General features: G+C 50.9%; 20 protein-coding genes, 1 tRNA gene and 1 pseudogene. 16 read left to right on the forward strand and 6 right to left on the reverse strand.

The annotated features are described in order from the left end of the window. The first annotated feature begins 861 nt into the window (after nucleotides 1-861). The 5 genes and pseudogenes from VFA09_00005 to VFA09_00025 all read left to right on the forward strand — a co-directional run bounded on the left by VFA09_00005 (nucleotide 862) and on the right by VFA09_00025 (nucleotide 5431). A complete protein-coding gene (locus VFA09_00005; GenBank protein HZU65632.1) occupies nucleotides 862-1215 on the forward strand; it encodes a hypothetical protein in 354 nt (117 codons plus the stop codon). Between the two features lie 50 nt (nucleotides 1216-1265). Continuing rightward, nucleotides 1266-2204, forward strand: coding sequence for a hypothetical protein (locus tag VFA09_00010; GenBank protein ID HZU65633.1), 939 nt, complete (start codon nucleotides 1266-1268; stop codon nucleotides 2202-2204). Between the two features lie 675 nt (nucleotides 2205-2879). Further along, nucleotides 2880-2953, forward strand: a tRNA-Pro gene (locus VFA09_00015). 338 nt (nucleotides 2954-3291) lie between these two features. Beyond that, nucleotides 3292-4551 (forward strand): annotated as a pseudogene (locus VFA09_00020) (DNA cytosine methyltransferase). Next, nucleotides 4532-5431 (forward strand): hypothetical protein, encoded by a 900-nt coding sequence (locus tag VFA09_00025; protein HZU65634.1) that lies wholly within the window; start codon nucleotides 4532-4534, stop codon nucleotides 5429-5431. Before VFA09_00020 ends, VFA09_00025 begins: the two are co-directional and overlap by 20 nt. A gap of 377 nt (nucleotides 5432-5808) precedes the next feature. Here VFA09_00025 and VFA09_00030 read toward each other — a convergent pair whose 3' ends face one another. Beyond that, nucleotides 5809-6783, reverse strand: coding sequence for a hypothetical protein (locus tag VFA09_00030; GenBank protein ID HZU65635.1), 975 nt, complete (start codon nucleotides 6781-6783; stop codon nucleotides 5809-5811). A gap of 608 nt (nucleotides 6784-7391) precedes the next feature. Here VFA09_00030 and ada point away from each other — a divergent pair. The 3 genes from ada (at nucleotide 7392) to yedA (ending at nucleotide 9921) form a co-directional block, all read left to right on the forward strand. Further along, a complete protein-coding gene (gene ada, locus VFA09_00035) occupies nucleotides 7392-8441 on the forward strand; it encodes a bifunctional DNA-binding transcriptional regulator/O6-methylguanine-DNA methyltransferase Ada (protein ID HZU65636.1) in 1050 nt (349 codons plus the stop codon). Between the two features lie 323 nt (nucleotides 8442-8764). Then, nucleotides 8765-8896: a hypothetical protein gene (locus tag VFA09_00040; protein ID HZU65637.1), complete on the forward strand. Its 132-nt coding sequence runs from the start codon at nucleotides 8765-8767 to the stop codon at nucleotides 8894-8896. A 77-nt stretch (nucleotides 8897-8973) separates the two neighbouring features. Continuing rightward, nucleotides 8974-9921, forward strand: coding sequence for a drug/metabolite exporter YedA (gene yedA, locus VFA09_00045; protein ID HZU65638.1), 948 nt, complete (start codon nucleotides 8974-8976; stop codon nucleotides 9919-9921). Nucleotides 9922-9928: 7 nt separating this feature from the next. On the opposite strand, the gene ychF is transcribed toward yedA, so the two are convergent. After that, nucleotides 9929-11104 carry a redox-regulated ATPase YchF gene (gene ychF, locus VFA09_00050; protein HZU65639.1) on the reverse strand — a complete coding sequence of 392 codons (1176 nt, stop codon included), beginning with the start codon at nucleotides 11102-11104 and terminating at the stop codon, nucleotides 9929-9931. A 403-nt stretch (nucleotides 11105-11507) separates the two neighbouring features. Between ychF and VFA09_00055 the strand changes: the two genes are divergently transcribed. The 5 genes from VFA09_00055 (at nucleotide 11508) to VFA09_00075 (ending at nucleotide 14355) form a co-directional block, all read left to right on the forward strand. Next, the gene (locus tag VFA09_00055) at nucleotides 11508-11738 is read left to right on the forward strand and encodes a zinc ribbon domain-containing protein (GenBank protein ID HZU65640.1); all 231 of its coding nucleotides are present in this window, start codon (nucleotides 11508-11510) and stop codon (nucleotides 11736-11738) included. A gap of 15 nt (nucleotides 11739-11753) precedes the next feature. After that, the gene (locus VFA09_00060; GenBank protein ID HZU65641.1) at nucleotides 11754-12263 is read left to right on the forward strand and encodes a hypothetical protein; all 510 of its coding nucleotides are present in this window, start codon (nucleotides 11754-11756) and stop codon (nucleotides 12261-12263) included. A gap of 303 nt (nucleotides 12264-12566) precedes the next feature. Further along, entirely contained in the window at nucleotides 12567-13556 is a 990-nt protein-coding gene (locus VFA09_00065) for a site-specific DNA-methyltransferase (protein ID HZU65642.1), read from the forward strand. Beyond that, on the forward strand, nucleotides 13513-13839 hold the full coding sequence (locus VFA09_00070; protein HZU65643.1) for a PmeII family type II restriction endonuclease: 327 nt from the start codon (nucleotides 13513-13515) through the stop codon (nucleotides 13837-13839). Before VFA09_00065 ends, VFA09_00070 begins: the two co-directional genes overlap by 44 nt. A 141-nt stretch (nucleotides 13840-13980) precedes the next feature. Beyond that, nucleotides 13981-14355 carry a hypothetical protein gene (locus VFA09_00075; GenBank protein ID HZU65644.1) on the forward strand — a complete coding sequence of 125 codons (375 nt, stop codon included), beginning with the start codon at nucleotides 13981-13983 and terminating at the stop codon, nucleotides 14353-14355. A gap of 79 nt (nucleotides 14356-14434) precedes the next feature. Here VFA09_00075 and VFA09_00080 read toward each other — a convergent pair whose 3' ends face one another. Next, nucleotides 14435-16402 (reverse strand): hypothetical protein, encoded by a 1968-nt coding sequence (locus tag VFA09_00080; protein ID HZU65645.1) that lies wholly within the window; start codon nucleotides 16400-16402, stop codon nucleotides 14435-14437. A gap of 109 nt (nucleotides 16403-16511) precedes the next feature. Beyond that, nucleotides 16512-17522, reverse strand: a complete 1011-nt coding sequence (locus VFA09_00085; protein HZU65646.1) for an NAD(P)H-dependent glycerol-3-phosphate dehydrogenase — start codon at nucleotides 17520-17522, stop codon at nucleotides 16512-16514. Between the two features lie 130 nt (nucleotides 17523-17652). Between VFA09_00085 and VFA09_00090 the strand changes: the two genes are divergently transcribed. Beyond that, nucleotides 17653-18549, forward strand: coding sequence for a NotI family restriction endonuclease (locus tag VFA09_00090; protein HZU65647.1), 897 nt, complete (start codon nucleotides 17653-17655; stop codon nucleotides 18547-18549). Nucleotides 18550-18593: 44 nt separating this feature from the next. Further along, the gene (locus VFA09_00095) at nucleotides 18594-19511 is read left to right on the forward strand and encodes a DNA adenine methylase (protein ID HZU65648.1); all 918 of its coding nucleotides are present in this window, start codon (nucleotides 18594-18596) and stop codon (nucleotides 19509-19511) included. Nucleotides 19512-19553: 42 nt separating this feature from the next. Here the strand turns inward: VFA09_00095 and hpt are convergent, their stop codons facing one another. Then, nucleotides 19554-20144, reverse strand: coding sequence for a hypoxanthine phosphoribosyltransferase (hpt, locus tag VFA09_00100; protein ID HZU65649.1), 591 nt, complete (start codon nucleotides 20142-20144; stop codon nucleotides 19554-19556). A 13-nt stretch (nucleotides 20145-20157) separates the two neighbouring features. Continuing rightward, complete coding sequence (gene tilS, locus VFA09_00105; GenBank protein HZU65650.1) at nucleotides 20158-21630, reverse strand: tRNA lysidine(34) synthetase TilS; 1473 nt, start codon at nucleotides 21628-21630, stop codon at nucleotides 20158-20160. Nucleotides 21631-21815: 185 nt separating this feature from the next. Between tilS and def the strand changes: the two genes are divergently transcribed. After that, nucleotides 21816-22325, forward strand: a complete 510-nt coding sequence (def, locus tag VFA09_00110; protein HZU65651.1) for a peptide deformylase — start codon at nucleotides 21816-21818, stop codon at nucleotides 22323-22325. Nucleotides 22326-22347: the final 22 nt, after the last annotated feature.

Consider the following 22347-nt stretch of genomic DNA (forward strand, 5'->3'; position numbering starts at 1 on the left):
TCCTTTTCGTGCGGCTCCTTTGTATTATTCCTTTAGTCAGATGAAAAGAGTTGAGTTCTGGACAGAGGAGTTCGTAGTACGTTTGGCCTATCAGTGCCTTTTTAACAATTGGATGCAACGCTTCTATGATGGTTCTCTAGCAGCCATTTGAGAGATGGCGGAAGGTGGCGTTCTCTCCTCTGATCGCTTGTATTACCGCTGCAAGCCACTTAAGAGGACCTGTTGCACTTTTTCGCTAAACGAGCCACTGACAGGGCTGATAGACCCGATTGTGTTCGTTCTTTGTTCCATCAGAGGAAGGAGATCTACAATGTCGAGCAAACTCTTCGCTTTTAATGTGTCGAAGAAGCCAGAAAAAGCAGAGAACCAGTGGATAGGCGACCCAGTCGTTCATGCGGGTTGTGTAACCTCCGTCATTGGTTACTGCACTGGCAATCAAAACTATGGTAATGCAGCATGTGACTACTGTTATGGGATTAATAATCACTGCCATGCGTGGGGTGGCATGGGTTACCAAATCTGTGATGGTAGTCAGAGTGACCTTTGCTGTTAATGACCTCGATAGAAGCAGGTAAAGTATGCTAGGCTAGGAGATATAAGAGCACCAAAGAAAGCTGATCGGCGAGGAGAATGGCTCAAAAATGCCTGGAATCTGTAGAGAAGGCAGAATGTGGTTACTCGATTTAGTTCCTTAGCACGAGATCAGTAACCCGGGTTAGTGACCTTATTTGCGGATCGCTAAAGCAACTGGTGCCTAGGATTCCTTTAGTTAGCTGGGGCTTATCTTGATCGATTGGCAGGTCCGTCATCAAGTTTCACATCAGGTGTTAAAGACTGATGTACTCTAATGTAGATTCCTCAATGCGCAATGAACTGCGGGTAACTATCATCGGTGACGAGCTTTTTGCTGCTGAAATTGACTCACAATCAAGAGAAAGTACAAGTGTTGATTGGCGGAATTGGAGCGATGGTGGCATCGACATTCCCTATCGCAAAGCAACTCTTCCAGCAGATATCGCTGAGCGTTGTATGATGTTGGTCCGCAGCTACCACCTCAACTTTAGTGCGATAGACCTTATACTCACGCCTGATGGCCGGTATGTGTTCCTCGAAAACAACCCAAACGGGCAGTTCATGTGGGTTGAGAAACTTGTACCTGAGCTGGAAATGACAGCTGCGCTGGCTTCATGCTTGATTCGAGGAGCAAACAACTAGCAGCGGAAGTAATGGCAAAGCTAGCAACACTAGTTGAGAAGAAATGGCATATGGAATCCTTTATATTGCCCCAATTGTATGAACTACAAGCGCTCCGTGGAAAGCCGGTGGTCATTTATAGCTCAACGATCGACAGTGATGTTGTTCGTATACTGTACGAATGTCTACGGCAAATGGGACCAACCCAACGACTTGATGTAGTACTCTCCACCCCCGGCGGCGTAGTCACAATCGCCCGCCGGCTCGCGCTGCTGTTGCGCGAGTTCACGCAACACCTGACTATCCTGGTACCTTACCATGCCAAGTCGGCAGGCACACTACTCTGCCTGAGCGCAAACGAGTTAGTGTTAGGACCAATGGCAGAGCTTGGCCCAATTGATGCTCATATAGGCTCTGTTGGGGCTTCTCCATCCGATGCGCCCAGTATGATCTCGACAGAAGACGTTCGGGCTTTCCGACAGATGGCCGAAGATTGGTTCGGGGTAAACCGCGAGGAAGACCATCTGCAGGTCCTGGCACTGATGGCTGAGCGTGTGTTTCCTACATCGCTGGGTTCGTTCTATCGCTCTGACCGACTGACCCGCCAAGCGGCACAAGAATTATTATACTACCAATTGCCGGATGTTGAGGAGAACACCCGGCAGCGGATTGTGAATCAACTCGTCGGCGGCTATTACGCTCATGACCACATCATCACCCGCGTCGAAGCGCGGAACCTCGGTCTTCAGGTGCGCTTCGCTTCCCCTCAAGAAGAGGCATTACTGTGGGATATTTCAAAGACGAATCGGCGGCAATTTCTCGAACACACCGGCCGATCCGATGACGAAGGCATTATCGGACTGATTATGAGCGCTCATTTTTGCGCCCGTCAGGTACTGCACTGGGCTGATGTTCCCAGGGTACAACGTGTCGGGATGCGGCAAGGGAAAGAAGGTGGGTCACAAACGCAGAAAATATCGCATGTTTCTTGGGAAATTGATGGAGAATGATAGCTAATTAGAGGTCCGCATGCTTGCTGCGTGTTTCTTGCTGTCTTGCCGGATTGCCATCACGTACTTGTTCAGTTTCTCCGCAGGCAGCAAAATCCCGGTTAGGTATATTCCGCAAGACTTAACTAGGTGTGAGTGAGGATAGCACTACTCGTACTTATGAGTGCTGTATTCGTCGTGCTTGCTACCAACCTGAGTGATGTTGTCGAGACACTTCGCCAACCTTTCCCAGTGAGGGAAGGCAGAGGCGAGAAAATAGATGCATTCGGGCTGACTTACAGTGATGAGCATTACATTCAGTCGGACAAGGGAATGGGCACGGTGATTTTCCAGATGCCAGGCGCCACCTCGCGAGCTTCGGGCAATGGCTGGTCGGCCCGTCGATGTTGCGCCGGAGAAGGTTGCTGCATAATAAGAGGTTATCCTTTGTTGTTTAGTGCAAATGCCTTTGACATGTTCGGGTGTGGCCGCTATACTCTCCCCACAGAGCAGCGGCAGGAACTGGACCTTTTCCCGACTTCCCGGTGGGGATTGAAACACACGAATTCCTGCCTTGATTGTATGGTTTCACGTAAGGTTGTGTCAACATCCCGCAAAACAAATGGATGTCAGGCCAGGAAAAAAATCCTTGACGAACAGGGCCAATTTCTGCTATACTGGCTATGTTCTCAAAAACGGGGCGTAGCGCAGCCCGGTAGCGCACCTCAATGGGGTTGAGGTGGTCGGAGGTTCAAATCCTCTCGCCCCGACTACGAAAGCGAGGGAGGAAATCTGCCATGAGCAGGCTTCCCACCTCGCTTTGTTTGTCCTGGTCTCTCCTTCGGCTCTAAGGCTTTGAGAAGATGAAATCAAGCTAGCTATCTGGCAGGGCTATTGAAAAGTCGCGAGAACGAGCTTGATTTTGTCGGAGCGCCTTCTAAAGTTGACCTCACTTGACGCGACTTTTCAATAGCCCTGGCTATCTGGAAATCCTCATTGACAAACATATTAAGTTAAGATAGTATATCCAGCCAGCAAGAGGAAAAAATTACCTGTAATCCTTCCAACTCCCATTATCAACGATGCAGGTATTAGAGGTAGATATCTAATGGGAATCCTTAGCCTATTTTCTGGTTGTGGCGGATGTAGTTTAGGTTTGAGGCAGGCAGGTCTGCGCGTTAATTTAGCTATAGATATTGACAAGGATGCGTGCAATACTTACGAAGCTAATCTTGGGCAAAATACAACCTGGTGCAATGATCTTTCAAAAATTACCCCTCACGAACTTTTAGAAAGATCAGGCCTTCGGCGAGAAAATGTAGACCTCCTGGTAGGTGGCCCCCCTTGTCAAGGATTCAGTTCTGCTGGAGCCAAAGACTGGACCGACCCGAGAAATATACTTATCAGGAATTTTGTAGAAATTGTAGTCACTTTAAGGCCAACCTGGTTTATTATGGAAAACGTTGAGGGATTGCTCACTGCGAACAATGGGATCTTTCTTATCGGAGCAATAATGCAGTTTCTTGAAGCAGGATACTGGCTTCGTGCTAAAAAAATTTATATGGAGAGGTATGGCCTTCCTCAACGTAGGAAGAGGGTTTTCATCATTGGAAATTTAGAACGGTGTGAATTTAACTTTCCGGAGCCAACCCATTTCGAACAGCAAACTCTATTTAATTCTGAACAACCACCCTTTTTGAACATACTCGATGCAATAGGTGACTTGCCGCCCGCTACCAATATAGGAGAGGTATTTTACGATAAAGAGCCTGAAAATTATTACCAAAACCGGTTACGCCGAACAGATGATCGACCCATTCTTCATCACCAAATAAAAGGATTAAATGGGCCTGTTCAACAGAGAATTGCTCTTCTCTGAGAAGGAGAAACAATGAAACACCTACCAGAGGAACTTCAGCATCCCAGCTTTACAAGGCGTTCGTATCGTAGAGTAATGGATGGAACTCCAACTGAAAAAAGAGGAGGCCCTCCCTCTGGTTTGAAGCGGCTAGTAGCTCTCGAGCCATCTCTTACTATAACCTCGGGATCGTATTCAGAATTTATTCATCCGATAGAAAATAGACCTCTAACGCTGAGAGAATGCGCCCGAATTCAGTCTTTCCCTGATTACTTCGAATTTCAGGGAGCATGGTCATCTATTGCAACTCAAATTGGAAATGCCATACCACCGATTTTTATGGAAGTTTTAGCCAGGCATATCCAAAGCTTGGCTACCTGGCGTCGATCAGAAAATTCTAGAGGACGTTGGCTTGGTATTAATGCGACAAAATCCGACGGGAAAAGTCCAATATTAATAAAAGTCCTAACCGAACTTGAGGAGAGAACTAATGCTTTTTCCTACGCTTGACCAAAGAAGTCGAGCACTAATTAACAAAGCCAGGCACCTGGGAGGTAAAGGTCCAACAGTTAATCTTGAAGATCATGAACTACTAAGACTATGTGCAATAGTCGCTATTGACCTGAACCAACCATCACTAGCTAAGGACATTGTCAAGGATGAAACCATTTCGAATGGTTATTATGGTCTTCCACTTGAGTGGTTTACTCAACCTACACCTAAAAGCGTTGATTTCGTAGAAACTTTCTTACAATTAAGACAAGAAATATCGGATTTCGAAACCTATTTTGCTAATCTATGTGAAATCCACAAGCATCGTGTCAAATTCAAACTTATTCTTGAGCAACAGAAACTTCCACAGATTGAGCCAATAGTACCCCGTTGCTTATTAGAATACAAATTGAGGCCATCCGAAGCCTTAGCTTCCTGGCTCGTTTGGAGAAAATGGTTATACGACATAGATAACAGATCTGCCCAAGAAACAGGTTATCTTTTTGAACCCATCTTGACAGCAGCCATTGGTGGCGTATCTTACCCGGCGAGTAAATCTCCTGTAAAGCGAGCAGATAAATCCTCGAATGGTAGGCAAGTAGATTGTCTAGAAGGCAATCACGCTTATGAGTTCAAAATGCGTGTTACTATTGCTGCGAGTAATCAAGGCAGATTCAAAGAAGAGCTTGATTTTGCGCGTGATTGTAACTATTCGGGATATATACCTGTTTTACTTGTCCTTGATCCAACTTCATCTACCCGTTTAGACGAATTAATAGCTGAGTATTCAAAGTATGATGGATATGCGCTAGTTGGCAACGAGGCCTGGAAACATATTGAAGATAAAGCAGGAAGTACAATGGAAAATTTGTTGAGAAGTATGTGCGGATACCTTTAAAAGAAGTAGATGCAAGCTATAAGAGCTTATTATCTCTCGCTCTTTCTAGAACAGAGACGGAAATTTCTATTCAAATTGGTGATCAAGGCTTCTCAATATCCCGAGTCAAACGGCAAACCGATTTTGAGGACGATGGGGAAAATGATCTAGACGAAGCAGATGAGCAAGAGAGTTGAAGAGATAAAGCAAGTTCTGTTGTCACTAGAGATAAAGCCGAGAGTATTCTATTACTTCCCATGGTATCTAATGCATGAAAAGAAAAGGACGGTAGGACAAATGGAACTGCTCAGCCTGAATATTCAGCTTGCGATGGCGGATATTTACCGCAAGCTGAATATTCAGGTTGGCCTTTACGGGCAGGAATAGGAAATGGGGTATTAGGCCCCTCGCTTATCGCGCAAATCATACAAAGGCAAGCCGGTACGCGCGGCAATAAATGAAAGCAGCGACTCCATCTGCCGGTTATATTCTTCTTCTGAGAGGACGGGCCGCGCGTAGAACACTACCCTGAAACTGCTGCGTCTCATCCACGTCCAGCGCACGATATCATTGGCGCTGGACAGCTCAAAGATGGTCGGATGAGGATAGCGTTTCGCGCCGAAGAGCCCGTCGATGGCAAAGAGTTTCGCCTCTTGCCACGGGACGCTGTGAACCTTGAGAAAACCGAACATCATCAGGCCATTTTCCGTCACGGTGAGATGCTGCCGCGCTTTGAAGTACATCACGCCGAACAACAGGCCACCATAGAGCAGCATAAGCACGACGAAAACCGCAATGACGATAATGACGAATATCGAGGGGAGCGTGTGATGATGCGGCAAAGGCGGGAAGAGGGTGGGAAAGAAGACGAAGAAGAGAACGGCAATGACGATCATGCCCACAAAAAACGAGCCTAATATGATGAGGAAGACCTTCCAGTTGGGGCGCTGCTTAAATGTCGTCCGCAATGAGGTATTGCTTTTTGCCGGTGATGCCTCACCGATCACGGTTGGCACGGGTAGCGCGTCGGCATCAGGACGAGGTTGCTGTGCCGCCAACAGGCTCGGATCGCCAGCTGCCGCTATCTGCCTGCGCCGTTCCAATCGCTCCCAGAACTTGTAGAGCCGTGTAAAGAAGAACAGCATGAAGACGGCATAGACAAAATAGAAAATCACATAAAACGGAAAGAACGAACCAGGAAACGGATTGCTTTTATCGAACAGCGAACTAATCACAATGGCAACAATGCCCAGGAGCATTATTCCCCCGCCGATGAGCATCAACCATCGAGATACGCGCAATCGCGTCAGGGTCGGTTCAACAATCACGATACGCGGCGCCTGTTGCTGTTTCGTATGAGCGGTCTTCAGCATAGCATTTCCCCCTATCTTGCGTTGCTTATAAAGACTATAATAGTCAACACATTTTACTTACTCAAGTTGCTTGCTACCTATTATCTAATACGGTTAAGGGCGAAAGAAGACATACAAAAAGAGCCTCTCACTGAGACAGACTCTTTTTTCAACTCTGAAGAGGTTGAGGTCTTACTTTGATCCAGATTATTGTCTTTCAGGCAGCCGCATACGAGCGAACATCAACCTGTACTCCTACACGAGCCGCTTCCTCAAGGATATGAAGCAAGTGCCTGGTCGTTGCAGCTTCCAGGTACGCTTCACCGCATGCCTGGCAGACCTCGGCAGGGACATTTTTTGGGAAATACAATTTAACCGCAAGAATCGGATAGCTTCCCTGGCGACAATATCTTATTATACCAGTGCAAGGATTGTCAGAGCCCAGAGATACATGGGATGATTTCCAAGAAGTCCCCACAGCTATCAGGGGCGCGCGATTCTTCGCGGTGCTCAGAATGACATGGCCCGGACATACCCGGGTATGTCCGGGCCATGTCATTTTGAGCACCGCGAAGAATCTTTGTCCATCTTCTGGGAATCACCGGGATACACCTACGGAGAATACCAACATGCAAGAAGAAACGTACTGGCAGGCAGTAATGACGCGCGACAGCAGCTCAAACGGAACCTTTGTCTATGGTGTGCGTTCTACCGGCGTCTACTGCAACCCATCATGCCCTTCGCGACGCCCTAAACGCGAGCAGGTGGTCTTCTTCCCGTTGCCTGAAGCGGCGGAACAGGCCGGATTCCGACCATGCCGGCGCTGCCACCCACAAGAAAAGGGAGCCAACGATCCGCAGGTCGAGCTGGTGCGTGAGGCCTGCCGCTATATCGAGCACCATCTTGAAAACCCGCCTGACCTGAGCGAGTTGAGCGAGCATGTACATGTAAGCCCGTTCCATTTGCAGCGCGTCTTCAAGCGCGTCATGGGCATTTCGCCTCGCCAGTATGCCGAAGCGTACCGGCTAGGGCAGTTCAAGGTACAACTGAAGGAGGGAGAATCGGTGACAAACGCACTGTATGATGCAGGATATGGTTCCAGCAGCCGTCTTTATGAGCGCGTGCCCTCGCAACTGGGCATGACGCCAACGGCTTATAGGCGCGGTGGACTCGGCATGCACATTTCCTATACTATCGTGGACAGCCCGCTGGGGCGCCTGCTGGTGGCCGCGACAGAAAAAGGCATCTGCCATATCAGCATGGGCGACTCCGATGCCACGCTCGAAGCCACGTTGTTCAAGGAATACCCTGCAGCCGAGATTACGCGCAACGATGATAGTTTGCATGAGTGGGTTACCGCGCTTTTGAGCCACCTGAATGGCGAGCAGCCGCACCTCGATCTGCCCCTGGATATTCAGGCCACGGCCTTTCAATGGCGCGTCTGGCAGGCATTACAGGCCATTCCCTACGGCGATACACGCTCTTACAGCGAAGTGGCCCGCACGATTGGCGCTCCCAAAGCCGCTCGCGCCGTGGCCCGTGCCTGCGCTACCAACCCTGTCCCACTGGTGATCCCCTGCCACCGCGTCGTGCGTGAGGACGGCAGTTCCGGCGGCTATCGCTACGGAGCAGAGCGCAAGCAGCAATTATTGGAGCAGGAAGCGAGAGGAGGCCGGTAAATCGGGGGTAAAGAAGAGGATGCCATACTGTGCAGGATGCGGAGGCCGATCAATCGGCGCTGTGTACGGTATGCCTGTCCCCCAGACAGGACTGCCCGGCCCCTACGGCCCGTAGGCCCCGATTTATCGCGGGCATCGCCGATTGATCGGCCTCCGGACGAGGCGTCCACAGCCTTATATAGGCCAAGTTCCCCTTTTTATTGCCTGATTGGATGTAGTGTTTACATCAATACTCTGCTACTATACAAAGGGAAGTGAGTATCGTTGTTTTTTCAATCCTGCGACTACTCCCACCAGCAGCCGCATAAGCAAGGGAGGGCATCATGGAAATGCTCATTTTGCTCGTTCTCGTGATTGTATTCGATGTAGTAGCTCTGCGGTGGGGCTTCGACAGCGCCGATGGCCTCAATAGTCCTGAATGGCTGCGCAGGCAGCTCTGGTATGGATTTCATTAATGTATGCCGTTGAAAACATTACAAAAACAAGCAATTCGGGCCAGGGATTCTGGTATCCGCACTAGACAGGAATGTAGATGAACGATAGCTATTCCGGGAAAGCAGTGCAAGATGAAGTGGTAAGCGTAGATGCGAATAATGAGAAAGTTGCCTCTAAAACTTCTGCCAGCAGTCGCTTAGGGATACTGTTTGCTCTATCCGCGCTGTATGTCCTCTGGGGCGGCACGTACCTGGCAATGCGTATCGCGCTGCGAAGCTTCCCGCCATTTCTGCTGTCTGGAATACGCTTCCTGATCGCGGGCTCGATCCTGTACGTATTCCTGCGCGCTCGCGGCGGAGAAACGCCCACACGCAAGCAATGGGTTGGAGCGGCCCTGGTTGGCCTACTGTTGCTGGTCGGCGGCAATGGCGGTGTGGTTTTTGCCGAGCAATGGGTGGCATCGGGTTTAGCATCGCTGGGCATCGCGGCGGTTCCGCTGTGGGCGGCGCTCTTCTCCGGGCTATTCGGACGCTGGCCCAATCGCAAAGAATGGTTGGGTCTCGGCATAGGCTTCATCGGCGTGGTGCTGCTGAACCTGGAAAACGGCTTCTCGGCCAATCCATTAGGCGCGATTGCGCTCCTGATAGCCCCTATAAGCTGGGCCTTTGGCTCTATCTGGAGCTCGCGCCTGCCACTTCCTAAAGGGTTAATGGCCAGCGCAGCCCAGATGCTGGCCGGCGGGTTGGCGCTGGTTATCCTGGGCCTATCATTGGGAGAGCGGGTGACGAGCGCCCCTGCTGCCGGGCCGGTATGGGCGATGCTCTTCCTGATCTTCGGTGGCTCCTTGATCGCCTACAGCGCCTACGGATACCTGCTGACCCATGTACGACCGGCCCTGGCAACCAGCTACGCCTACGTCAATCCTGCCGTGGCAGTCGGTCTGGGCGCACTTTTTGCCGGAGAAAAGCTCACGCCCGTGGGGTTTGTAGCAATGCTTGCGATTCTGACCGGTGTGTGCCTGCTCTCGCTTGTGCGGCAACACTAACCGTAATTCATTTCCCCACGTTAAAGCGGAAATGCGCGATATCACCGTCCTGGATCACGTAGTCTTTTCCTTCGAGGCGTTGCAGGCCTTTTTTGGCAGCGGCCGCGAAGGAGCCGCAGGCCATAAAGTCTTCAAAGCGCGTCACCTCGGCGCGAATGAAGCCGCGCTCGATATCGGAGTGAATTTTGCCCGCCGCCTCTGGCGCCTTTGCGCCTTTCGTGACCGTCCAGGCGCGCACTTCGTCCTCACCGGCAGTGAGAAAGGTGATCAGGTTGAGCAGGCGATAGCCAACCTGGATCACGCGGTCAGCCCCCAGTTTGGGCAGACCCAACGCTTCCAGGTACTCGGCGGCATCCTCTTCTGGCAGCTCGGCCAGTTCCGCTTCCAGGCGTGCTGAGACGGCAACGACCTCGGACCCCTCGTCTTTTGCGCGCCTGGCAATCTTCGCGATGCCTTTCAGTTCGCCCTCGAGCGTTGCCTCGTCCACATCCTCGCCGGCAGCGATGCGTTCCAGCAAATCGTTGGCCGCTCCCAGCACATCTTCGCTTACATTCAAGACATACATACGCGGCTTGAGCGTGAGCAGGAAGAGTTCGTCCAGCACGGCGCGGTCTTGCGGCAGCAGCTCGACCTGGCTTACAGGCCGTAGATCTTCCAGTGCCTCTTGCAGCAGGTGCAGGATCGCCAGTTCTTGCTGGTATTTTTTCTCTCCTGATTTGGCGGCTTTGGTTGTGCGCTCGATGCGCTTCTCGACGGTGGCAAGGTCGGTCAGCGCCAGTTCAGCGTTCAGGCTGTCCAGGTCACGATTGGGATCGATATCGTTATAGGGATGTGGGACGTTGCTATTCTCAAAGGTGCGAAGCACAATCGCCAGGGCATCGGCATTGCGAATATGCCCCAAAAATTCCGCGCTCAACCCCTGCCTCTTCTCGCCGCTATCGTGTTTTGCCTGCCCTATACCGGCCACATCCACAAAGTCAACCGTGGCATAGGTGACCTTTTTGGGATGAAAAATCTCTGCCAGCGGCTGCAAGCGAGGGTCTGGCACCTGTACAACGGCATGATTTGCCTGTACGGTACTGGTTGCGTAGCCGCTGATGGGCGCGCCCGCCTTCGTTAAAGCATTGAAGAGCGTCGTTTTACCGCTCTGTGGTAAACCTATTATTCCTATTGTTAGAGCCATATGAGATCCTCTCTATAATATGGGCGATGGACAGATGAAACCCATGGTAATTCCCAGCAGTTCCCAGAATGCAGGGAGCTTGTGGTCTCTCAGGAGTGCAGACGGGATTCTTCGTTGCACTCAGAATGACATGCCTCGGACACACCCGGGTGTGTCCGGGGCATGTCATTCTGAGTGCAACGAAGAATCCCTGGCCAGCTTATAGATAATCACCAGTGCACCAGGGCTATTGAAAAGTCGAGAGAACGAGCTTGATTTTGTCGGAGCGCCTTCTAAAGTTGACCTCACTGACTCGACTTTTAAATAGCTCTGCCAGTGCAAACTCGCACTTGACGTTATCTGAGCAAAGCCATACAATATGTTTGATTATACAGCGTTTCCCATGAACCGGAGGTAACTTTCTATGCCATTGTACGAGTATCGTTGCTCGGACTGCAAATCTAAATTTGAATTGCTGGTCAGTCACCAGCATGCCGATGATGTTGTATGCACGAAGTGCCACAGCGAAAAGGTACGCCGTTTGCTCTCGGTCTTCGCCCTCAGCACCAATAGCGAGGACGGCGGCTATGACGATATGAGCGACTCTATGGGTGGAAGTTGTGCTTGTGGCAATGGCAGCTGCGGCTGCAACTAGCCAGGTTAGACGAATATGTTCAATAAAACGTCCTACCGGCGTGGCGTGATAGAGGGCGTTGTTCTCTACACGCTGGGCCGTCTTGGCGCATTGATTACACCAGCATTCTTCCCCGGCTGGCTATTTATTATAATGCCCCTGATCTTCCTATTATTCCAATATCTGCTCGCGCCCCTATGGGCTACGCGCCGCATTCAATCTGTGAAACGCGAGCGCCTCAGCAAGCGTTTCTGGCTGCTCGGCCCGCGCATGGCGGCCATCTGCTTCGCCATCGACCTGTTCATCACCCTGACCATAGGCACAGCCCTCAACACCTTTACCGAAGTCCAGCATGGCCCGGCTCTGTGGCGCTTCTTCCAGAGTGGCGCGAATCACCTGAGCCTCGCCGATTTCGGCCTCTACGAACTGAAGAGCGCGGCCCTGCTCCTGTCTTTCTTCACGCTGACGGTGGTGTGTACACGCCTGGCGCAGGGTGGCTTTTTGAGATTCACGATGCCGGCGGGGGGAAATCGGGTGACGCTGTAATCCGAAACGTTCTGCTAACACTTGAACGGAGAGCCCCTGTCCTTCCCAAATTCCAAACAGGGCTAACTATGGGCGATAATCAGCTAGTTTTTCCGCATTTTTCCCGATGCGCTGTATCTCTATAGTAGATTGGTCAGATTGTTTTGCTGCGCCCGTTAATAACATGGGTATGTTTTTGGCTCACTCCATAATCTGATTGGCTAGAAGGAGCGGTAAAGAGCCAGATGAAATTACCAGCATGTTATAATATGAGGGTGTCTAAGCCATTTCAAATGAGAATAGACAAGAGGAATTCTATGAGTAATGATCAAGTTTGGCGAACACAAATCTTGCAGGGTGATTGTCTGGATATTTTGCCTCAACTACCCTTCGAACTCCGTTGACCTGATAGTAACTTCTCCACCCTATGCTGATCAACGTAAGGATACATACGGTGGTGTACATCCAGACCGATATGTTGAATGGTTTCTTCCTATTGCCGCCGAGTTGAAAAGAGTATTGAAACCGAGGGGGTCTTTCATTCTCAATATCAAAGAGCGGGTAGTGGATGGTGAACGACACACCTATGTACTTGAACTGATTGTGGCTTTACGCAAACAAGGATGGTTATGGACAGAGGAATACATATGGCACAAACGAAATAGCTATCCTGGTAAGTGGCCTAATCGTTTTCGTGATGCCTGGGAGCGTTGTCTCCATTTCACTAAAGAAAAACATTTTGCGATGTATCAAGATGCAGTACGGGTTCCAATGGGTGATTGGAGCCAGTCACGCCTGCGGAATCTTAGTGAAACAGATAGGCGACGCGATAACTCGCGTGTGCAAAGTGGGTTTGGTAAGAAGATTGAAAACTGGGTTGGCCGTGAGCTAGCTTATCCAGATAATGTATTGTATCTAGCTACAGAATGTAGCAACCGTGGCCATAGTGCAACTTTTCCTGTCGAGTTGCCATCATGGTTTATCAAGCTATTTACTCAACCCGGTGATGTAGTCCTTGATCCTTTTCTCGGCTCTGGGACAACTGCTGTTGCCGCTAGACAACTCGGTAGGCATTGTATTGGAATCGAAATAGATCCCAAATATATTCAAATTGCTAATCAGCGATTGGATGCTATGCAACTACCTATTCCTCTATTTGGTGGGGAGAGCGATGAGGAAACACCTATTTCTTCTGAGGGAACCCAGCTTGCTAGCCAACCTGGTGATTCCTTATTTAGAACAGATAATGAAATAGAGGATAATGAATATTATGAATCCGTCGGGACAGGCGTTTTGGGAAGAAATTACAGGTGATCCCGATTTTTACATCAAGCTGATAAACCTCATGCGTGACTACCCCACACAGCATCGCATTGAATTTGAGAAAGAGTGGGCTAAAGCACTGAATAGATTTGAGCTAGACTTTCTCAACAACTTTGGCAATCCGGATGGTAGCATAGATTGGGAAAAGTTGCTGCGCTTCAACAGCGGAAAAGAAAAAATTCCCTGGGTATCTAAAGTCGTCCCGGTAAGCATCATAGAAGTGGAAGACGATAACAACATAGAGGATTACGAGGACGAAGAACAACCACTCTGAAGCCTGTTTGCTTCCTCTTACGTGCAATAAGCAGAAGCGGATGCGGTATTCGACTGGAGCCAACGGCGTCTCCAATCAATGCTGCATCCTACAAGGTATTATTTGAAAAGCCGTGCAACGCACGGAGGAAAGGGAGTCAACTTGGAGAACCTTACCACTCGCTCTCGTCCATTGGGTATCACCATTATCGCTATTATTATGGCAATACAGGGTATTCTCGGCATTATCGCCGGAATCACCCTATTAGCAGGATCAGCTAGCGGAGGCCTGTTTGCCGCTGGTATAATCACCCTGGTGCTGGGAGTCCTCTACCTGATCCTGGCCTGGGGATTATGGACATTACAAACCTGGGCATTCTGGGCCACAGTGATACTCGAAGTAATCGCGCTGCTCGATGGCATATTCGCTCTGGGACAAAGCGGCTTCTTCTCAGGTATCGTCAATGTAGTACTTGCCCTGGTGATCCTGATCTACCTGTTCGCTGACCGCAACGTGCGCGCAGCATTCCGCACGTGATAAGCGATAGCCGAGCAAGGACAGGCAAGAGGCCGTCACGCCAGCGTGACGGCCTCTTGCCTGTCCTTGCTCGGCTTATTTAAGAGACTTTTGATTCTGCCTTTTCCTCTTCCTGCTCAACTGCCACTAACGGCCTTGTTTCCTGGTGCTGGATGAGACGAATTTCGTTCTCGAAGATGTGGCGCAGGATGGCTACCGAACAGGCGTAGGTCGAGTCCATGCCGAAGTATGACAGGCTGCCGGCGCCAAGATTCTTGCCGCGCGTGTATGGCGTATCCGAGGCGTAGTGGAGAATGCCCAGTTCGTAGGGCAGGCGCGCGAAGTTGATGTTCTCGCCCACGGGATAGCGCGTCAGGTATTGATCTTCGTAGACCGCGTTCAGGTAGGGGCCGCTCTCCATTTCGACCACCGTATAATTGGCGCGATAGTAGAAATCAAAGTACTGGCGATTTTGCAGGTAAGTGCCCTTGCCCGAGACGGCCTTCTGGTTATCCAGCACGGAGCCGTAGATCAGGTAAGGCTGCACATCCTGCGCGATAAAGCAGTTATCCAGCCAGTAGGTGTTCTGGCTATGCTCGTCCAGCACCACATTTGAGATCATGACATCGCCGATGCTGCCGTTGAGCGTGGCCGCTTTGCCCAGGATATAGATGCCGCGTATCTGCGGGAGATTTTCCATAATTTCGCGCAGCATGCGATAGGCGGCCATCCCCAGGGGATAGTCGATATTGAGGATAATCGCCTGGCTCTTCGCCAGCGCGTCCATGCCAGACATGCGGCAACGCGGGTCAATCTCTACCGGGCGCAGCCGTGCCAGCTCGAACACCTGGGCGTCGATCTCCAGGCCGTGCCGCGCTCCAATGTACCAGATGCCGCGCTCCTGTTCTTCGCGCTGGCGATTGCGCGCGAATTCCTTGCCCGCCGGGGTACGTGCCCACTCGCGAGCAGTAAAGTACAGGAAATTTTGCCAGTTGCCGGGCACTATACCCTCTTGCAGTTTACGGCATTCCTCGGCCAGGTAGGGGTCTTCGTCGCTCAAGGCAAATTTCGTCAACTCCTCTTCACGGCTCAGCAGGCTGCCCGACATCAGATTGACCAGGCTATGCGTATTGCTGGAGACGAAGTACACGGGCCGCTCCTGCAGGCCAAGCGTGTCAAGCAGTTTTTCGACCGGAGTCCACCATTCATGTGTGGCGCGTACATAACCGACATGCGAGCCGCCCAGCATACGCAGTGAGAAACTTTTACGCTGCCTGCCGATGATGAGTAGATTCTCCCACAGGTGATCGCCCCAGATGACTTCCAGGCGCTGCCAATCATCAACTGAAATGTGCAAACGTTGTCGTAGCACCTTGCTAATTTCAACAAACACCGGCGAGGTGCGGTCCATGCGTGTTTCGAGCAACTGCATCGTCGTGGGATCGTCATTGAGCAGGTAATACATTTTGTTCCATTCGATCTGGAACGCGACCAGGATGGGAACGATATCATCGGTATCGCTTACGCTAGCAACATAGACCGCCAGGGTCTCTTTCCCATCATAGAACCATTTGCGGCGTCGCGCTGAAGCCGTAACGGCCTCCCAGCGATCGACATGGAATCCCTGGCGCAAAAACACCTGCTCCGACTGGCCCAGCAGCACCAGGTTGCAGTGAAGAATCGAAGCCGGCAGGCGCAAAACGCTGTAAATGAAGGCGGACATATCCGGATAGGGCGAGCGCGCATCTGGATGCAGGCTGGAATCGATATTGTAATGAGCCTGCACCAGGGCTTTCAGACTGACTTCACCGGAACTGCGCAGCAGTGTGTTATACATGCGGATGTACAGGTCAACATCTCGTTTGCCGGCTTCGTGGCGTCCTTCCCCTTGCTCGAAGTAGACATCCGTAACCCGGCGCCTTTGCTCAAGGCTATCTCGATTATCAGTGCTATCAATGGTCTGCCCTGTTTCACCGCTATCGATATAAAATTCGTCGGTTGGTGGCTGCCCGTCAAATGAGTCAGGGGTATGATTTTGACGGACAGGCCGGTTATTTTTTCGTGGCATACTGTCTTGCTTACCTCTTAACACTCTTGTGTTTTTCATTATATTTCATAGTATTATACTCGCTTAATAAACGTTCTGGTAGGGGAGTTTTAATATGGCTCCTGAGTCTTTAGAGAATGCCTTCCAACTCATCCTTCAGGTCGCGCATCATTAATTCTGGCACGGCTTTTTTAGGGTCCAGCCCTTCGAAGAGAACCAGGCTGAGCTGGCTGGTAATGGGCATTTCAACATCAAAGCGTGTCGCCAGTTGCAGGGCCGCACGAGTAGTAGATACGCCCTCGGCCACTGTACGAGTTGAGGCCAGGATATCCGGAAGCTTTTCGCCCGCGGCCAGGCGCTGGCCCAGGCGATGGTTGCGGCTCAGTGGGCTGGCACAGGTTGCGACGAGATCGCCGATGCCGGCCAGTCCCGCGAACGTCAGGGGATGCGCCCCGGCAGCGATACCCAGGCGCGAGATTTCCGCCAGCCCGCGTGTTATGAAAGCTGCCTTCGAGCTGTCGCCATAGCCCATACCGTCATTAATGCCCGCGCCAATGGCGATGATATTTTTGAGCGCGCCTCCCAGCTCGACGCCAACCACATCATTCACCGTATAGAGACGAAACCGCTGCGTGCTCAACAGCGAACGAGCGTGTACGGCGATATCCTGCTCATAAGCCGCTACGACAGCAGCGGTCGGCTTTCCCTCCGCCACCTCTCGGGAGATGTTGGGGCCACTGAGAGCTGCCACGCGATGCGCGGCATCAGGAAGCTCTTCGGCTATGATCTCGGTCATGCGTTTGAGGGTGCCGATTTCTATGCCCTTGCTGGCGCTTACCAGCACGGATCCTTTTTCAACATAAGGGGCGAGTAAGCGCACATTCTCGCGCATGCGCTGCGAAGGCGTCACAAGCACGAGCATATCCTTCCCCTGCACAGCCTCTCTTATGTCGGAAGTGACCTGTAGGCTGTCCGGGAAGCGAAATCCAGGCAGGAAGAGCCTATTTTCACGCTGTGCTTGCATTTCAGCGGCGCGTTCAGGATTGTGTTCCCACAACGTGGTAGCGGTGCCTTTACCGGCTAATAAAAGGGCCAGAGTCGTGCCCCATGCGCCGCTGCCGATGATACCTGCTGATACCATGATGTCCTCTCTTACCTCGTTGTTGCTGTAATTGTAACACAGGAGAGAGGGAGATGGGAGACTTGATAGATGGAAGACAATAATAAGGACTCACTTAAAGCTGAGTATTTTTATCAGGAGGATGGGTTAGATGCCAGATCATCCACTCGCGGAAGTCTTTGGTTTCCCTACCAACAATTTCTCACCTGATGCAGGGCGATACCGGAAGAACAGACTTTGCCCATTCAACAATAAGGTTCCTTCCTGTACAAAGGATAAGGCAGAGAATCCTTTAGGCGTATGTAGTGTATACGAAGCAAATAGAACAGTGATTACCTGTCCTGTACGTTTCCGTCAAGATTGGCTTATAGCTGAAGATGCAGCTGCTTTTTTCTTTCCGCCAGGACAATCATGGACCTCTCTTACAGAGATTCGCATCAACGATAAGTACGGCAAGTCTGCAGGTAACATTGATATAGTACTCGTCAGCTACGACGATACAGGAAGGCTTCTTGATTTTGGCGCACTCGAGGTGCAGGCTGTCTATATCTCTGGTAATATCCGAAAAGCATTTGAGTATTATATGGAAAACCCCGAAGAACATGCTAAAATGGATTGGCTGGGAAAACGTGACTATCCTCGTCCTGATTATCTTTCCTCTTCACGTAAGAGGCTAGCACCTCAACTTATCTATAAAGGCGGGATTCTATATGCCTGGGGCAAGAAACAAGCAGTGGCAGTCGATAGCAAATTTTTTAATACGCTGCCTCCAATGGATGAAGTAGATCAAACGGAAGCCGAGATGGCCTGGCTTATTTATGATCTACAACTCGATTCCTCACAAAATCGTTACCGTCTTGTTCGCTCCAGAACGGTTTACACGGGTTTTAACGCTGCATTAAATAAAATTACAACAGCAGAACCCGGAGAGGTGCAGGACTTTATGGATCAATTGCAGGAGAAGCTAGATGAAAAGCTTGAAAATAGCACGCCACCCGATGCTCCAACATTGTTAGATGTAGTAGACATCGAGACAGAAAATATGTAAAGATTATCATAGTTGCCTGAAATTATTTCAAGTAGAGGGATCAGATGCAGCAGATCGGTTTGTTCGGATATTTGCCACTACCTACTGAAGTCAATGTAGCTTCGATACCACAACGTAGCCCTTTTCGATATCCAGGGGGAAAGACCTGGTTGGTACCACATTTGCGCAGATGGCTCTCTCCAGATGTGAGAAAGCATGCAGGCGTTTTGCCTGTTCGTCCAGCCAGGCTTATTGAGCCATTCGCAGGTGGTGGGATTATCAGCTTAACGGCAGTCGCCGAAAATCTTGTTGATCATGTTACAATGGTTGAGTTGGATAAGGATGTGGCCTCCGTATGGCAAACAATTCTTGAAGGCGAAGACTGGAACTGGCTCATTAATGAAATCACGACTTTCAATGTGACACATGAGAATGTTTTGTCTTTGCTCGCAAAAACTGATATTGAACTCAAAGAAGAGGCATTTAGAACCATTCTGAGAAATCGCGTTAATCGAGGCGGCATCCTGGCGCCAGGAGCAGGAATAGTAAAAGAGGGTGAGAATGGACGAGGTATCACTTCTAGATGGTATCCAATGACTCTTAAAAAGCGTATACAAGACATTGTTCATATGCGGGATCGCATTACTTTTATCCATGGAGATGGGATGGGTATTCTGAGTGAGCAAGCGGATTGCACCGATACCGTTTTCTTCATCGATCCTCCCTATACTGTCGCTGGCAAAAGGGCAGGAGAACGCCTTTATAAGCATTCTAAATTAGACCATGAAAGACTCTTTGAAATTGCTAGTAAACTACGCGGCGATTTCCTGATGACCTATGACAATGTCGACGATGTGAAACAACTCGCGCGTAGATTTGGTTTCGATACACAGGTTGTTGCCATGAAAAACACCCATCATGCAAAGATGACAGAATTGCTCATTGGCCCAAACCTCGAATGGCTACGCCTGGACTCGTTTTGATTTTTCTGACGAGATCTCTTGAGAATTCCTATCCTGGAATAGCTATTTTTCAGCCGGACTCTGGTGCTGCCTCTGCGGCTCCTTCGGCTCATCCTGGTAGACCGAGGGCTTCAAAATACCAATGTAGGGCAGATTGCGGTAGCGCTGCGCATAGTCAAGGCCATAGCCCACGACAAAGCGGTCTGGAATTTGAAAACCGGTATAGTCCAGCTCGACGGCCTTCACACGTTCGCGTCCTTTATCCAGCAGCGCACAGATGCGCAGGCTCTGCGGCTTTCTCTGGCGCAGGATCTCCGTTTGATAATGGAGCGTGAGGCCGCTATCCACAATATCTTCCACAATCAGCACGTGTTTTTGCGCAATCGGCCCTTCCAGGTCCTTAAGAATACGTACTACGCCGCTCGATTCGGTACTATTGCCATAGCTGGAGATGGCCATATAATCGATCTCCAGCGGCAAATCGATGGCCCGCGACAGATCGCCAATGAATGGCACCGCGCCTTTCAGCGTTCCCAATAGCAGCAGATTTTTGCCTTTGTAATCCTCAGTAATGCGCTTTCCTAATTCAATAACCTTCGCCTGAATTTGCTCGCCGGTTAACAATATCTCGGCAATATCATCGTGCATACTCATGGCCACCTCTTGTTTACACCTGTTTCATCAAAAAACGTACAATACGCTGTGTCTCTCTGCTGATCTTCACACGATCATCCAGGCATACGCCCGCCAGCCAGATGCAATGGGATGGCGAAAAGACAAGTGGGATGAAATCACGCTCATGGCGCGCAATATGCTTATCCACCAGAATGTCCTGCACCTTTTTTTCGTGAATCATGCCCAACGGCCGCATGCGATCACCTGGAAGTCGGGTGCGCACCCATACAGAAGGCCCGACTTTGTCCGCATCCGCATACACAGTATGACGAGTGGAAGGAAGCAAACGCCACACCTGCGGCCAATCCTCCCGCTGCAAAGCCTGCCTTACTTGCTGCATCACGTCTTCTGGTACCATCTCCGCCGCAATCTGCCAGGATGTTCCTACTACCTCAACACAGCCGGGAACTGAAAGCAGCGCTGCCTCCCGCGTATCGCTTTTGCCGCCCATCGGATGAATAGCTGTATGTATATTCAGACGCTTAAACGTCACGTGATTGAAATCGTAGATAACCCGCAGGCCGCGTGGAAAATCTAACCGGCGCTCCTGCCCATCATTTTTGTGAGCCAGCAGTTGCTCCAGCAGCCTGTAATGACGAGCTTCGAGCGGCGATTGACCGTCATAGAGACGGGCGGTAACGCGCCGCAACAGGTGCCGGTACAAACTCAATGGCAGCGCTAGAAAGGTGCGGGCATCTAATTTGATAGAATTTTCCTGCTGCGCCAGAACTATGGTTAGCCAGCACGCATCGACCTGGGTCTCGATCCATTCTACATCGACGCGCACACTATCGGCATTGCGCAACAGCGTCTCCTGTATACCCGGATTCAACGATTCGAGCAGGGGCAGGAGTTCGTGACGAATGCGATTGCGCAGGAAGCGTGGGTCGGTGTTGCTCAAGTCTTCCAGCGGCACAATTGCGTGTTGCCGGCAATAGGTGATGCTCTCAGCATGGCTTTCCGCCAGGAGCGGGCGAATGATATCCTGCTGCTTCGGCAGCATGCCAACCAGACCGGCCAGACCGCTGCCGCGTATCCAGTGCAGCAGCAACGTTTCAACCTGGTCATCCGCGTGATGTGCCACCGCGATTGGCTGGCCCTGCGCGACCTGGCGCAAGAAACGATAGCGAGCTACGCGAGCCGCATCTTCCAATGAGCGATGTTCTTCGCGCGCCAGTGCCGGAACATCAACAGTACCCACCGTACAAGGTATGCCCCAGTCCGCCGCTATTTTCGCGACGGTTTCAGCATCCTGCTCGCTGGCCGCACCGCGCAGCATGTGATTGAGGTGAGCGGCATGCAAACGCAACTGTGGATAGCGCTTCCCCGGCCCACACAGGCGGTTCAAGAGATGCAGAAGGCACAACGAATCCGCCCCGCCCGAAACGGCGACAATAATTTCGCCGCTGCCAGGAAAGAGATGGTGTTTTTCAATATAGGCGGTGACACGGTCTGGTATATCCATTGTGTTCATTTTGATAAAGGCATATCTGGTAACTTTTGGGTAATCACCGGAGACATATAGATTATTCCCATGTGATGTGATACGATATAAGCAATTATACCACTACCGGGGCCTGCTTCCCCGGCATGGAACCGGCGCTTTGTAGAGGCGTGATGTTTTTAACGCTCATAGGGAATAGCGATAGTATGGCAATTCACAAAATAATTACCGCGGAAAATCCTATCTTACGGCAGAAAGGCAAAAAGATTCACCGGTTCGACGCTTCGATTCAGAAGTTGATCGATGACATGTTTGAGACCATGCATGCGGCGCATGGCGCGGGACTGGCAGCGCCTCAGATAGCCCTTTCGCTGCGTATCTTCGTAGCCGAGTACGAAGATAAAAAGGTGGCGATGGTCAATCCAGAGATCATCAAGGCCGAGGGCGAGGAGATCGGCACCGAGGCCTGCCTGAGCATTCCAGGCTATGCCGGCGATAATATCCGCCGCGCGGCAAAGGTGGTTGTACGCGGCCAGGATGCCCGTGGCAAGCCGATGAAGGTTCACGCCGAAGGATGGTTTGCCCGTATCCTCCAGCACGAGATTGACCACCTGGATGGTATCCTCTTCCTGGACCGCCTGGATCGGCCCGAAGACTTGCGCGAAGTGCGCGAGGAAGAATGGGAAGAGGCCGAAGCTGAGGCCATTGTAGAGTAATAAGCAGATATGGCGAAGAGAG

The organism is Ktedonobacteraceae bacterium (genome assembly GCA_035653615.1).
In the GTDB taxonomy this organism is placed as follows: domain Bacteria; phylum Chloroflexota; class Ktedonobacteria; order Ktedonobacterales; family Ktedonobacteraceae; genus DASRBN01.

Coding starts and splice junctions, on each gene's coding strand:
- VFA09_00005 (HZU65632.1), top strand. CDS start 862: ATGCGCAATGAACTGCGGGTAACTATCATCGGTGACGAGCTTTTTGCT.
- VFA09_00010 (HZU65633.1), top strand. CDS start 1,266: ATGGAATCCTTTATATTGCCCCAATTGTATGAACTACAAGCGCTCCGT.
- VFA09_00025 (HZU65634.1), top strand. CDS start 4,532: ATGCTTTTTCCTACGCTTGACCAAAGAAGTCGAGCACTAATTAACAAA.
- VFA09_00030 (HZU65635.1), bottom strand. CDS start 6,783: ATGCTGAAGACCGCTCATACGAAACAGCAACAGGCGCCGCGTATCGTG.
- ada (HZU65636.1), top strand. CDS start 7,392: ATGCAAGAAGAAACGTACTGGCAGGCAGTAATGACGCGCGACAGCAGC.
- VFA09_00040 (HZU65637.1), top strand. CDS start 8,765: ATGGAAATGCTCATTTTGCTCGTTCTCGTGATTGTATTCGATGTAGTA.
- yedA (HZU65638.1), top strand. CDS start 8,974: ATGAACGATAGCTATTCCGGGAAAGCAGTGCAAGATGAAGTGGTAAGC.
- ychF (HZU65639.1), bottom strand. CDS start 11,104: ATGGCTCTAACAATAGGAATAATAGGTTTACCACAGAGCGGTAAAACG.
- VFA09_00055 (HZU65640.1), top strand. CDS start 11,508: ATGCCATTGTACGAGTATCGTTGCTCGGACTGCAAATCTAAATTTGAA.
- VFA09_00060 (HZU65641.1), top strand. CDS start 11,754: ATGTTCAATAAAACGTCCTACCGGCGTGGCGTGATAGAGGGCGTTGTT.
- VFA09_00065 (HZU65642.1), top strand. CDS start 12,567: ATGATCAAGTTTGGCGAACACAAATCTTGCAGGGTGATTGTCTGGATA.
- VFA09_00070 (HZU65643.1), top strand. CDS start 13,513: ATGAATCCGTCGGGACAGGCGTTTTGGGAAGAAATTACAGGTGATCCC.
- VFA09_00080 (HZU65645.1), bottom strand. CDS start 16,402: ATGCCACGAAAAAATAACCGGCCTGTCCGTCAAAATCATACCCCTGAC.
- VFA09_00085 (HZU65646.1), bottom strand. CDS start 17,522: ATGGTATCAGCAGGTATCATCGGCAGCGGCGCATGGGGCACGACTCTG.
- VFA09_00090 (HZU65647.1), top strand. CDS start 17,653: ATGCCAGATCATCCACTCGCGGAAGTCTTTGGTTTCCCTACCAACAAT.
- VFA09_00095 (HZU65648.1), top strand. CDS start 18,594: ATGCAGCAGATCGGTTTGTTCGGATATTTGCCACTACCTACTGAAGTC.
- hpt (HZU65649.1), bottom strand. CDS start 20,144: ATGAGTATGCACGATGATATTGCCGAGATATTGTTAACCGGCGAGCAA.
- tilS (HZU65650.1), bottom strand. CDS start 21,630: ATGGATATACCAGACCGTGTCACCGCCTATATTGAAAAACACCATCTC.
- def (HZU65651.1), top strand. CDS start 21,816: ATGGCAATTCACAAAATAATTACCGCGGAAAATCCTATCTTACGGCAG.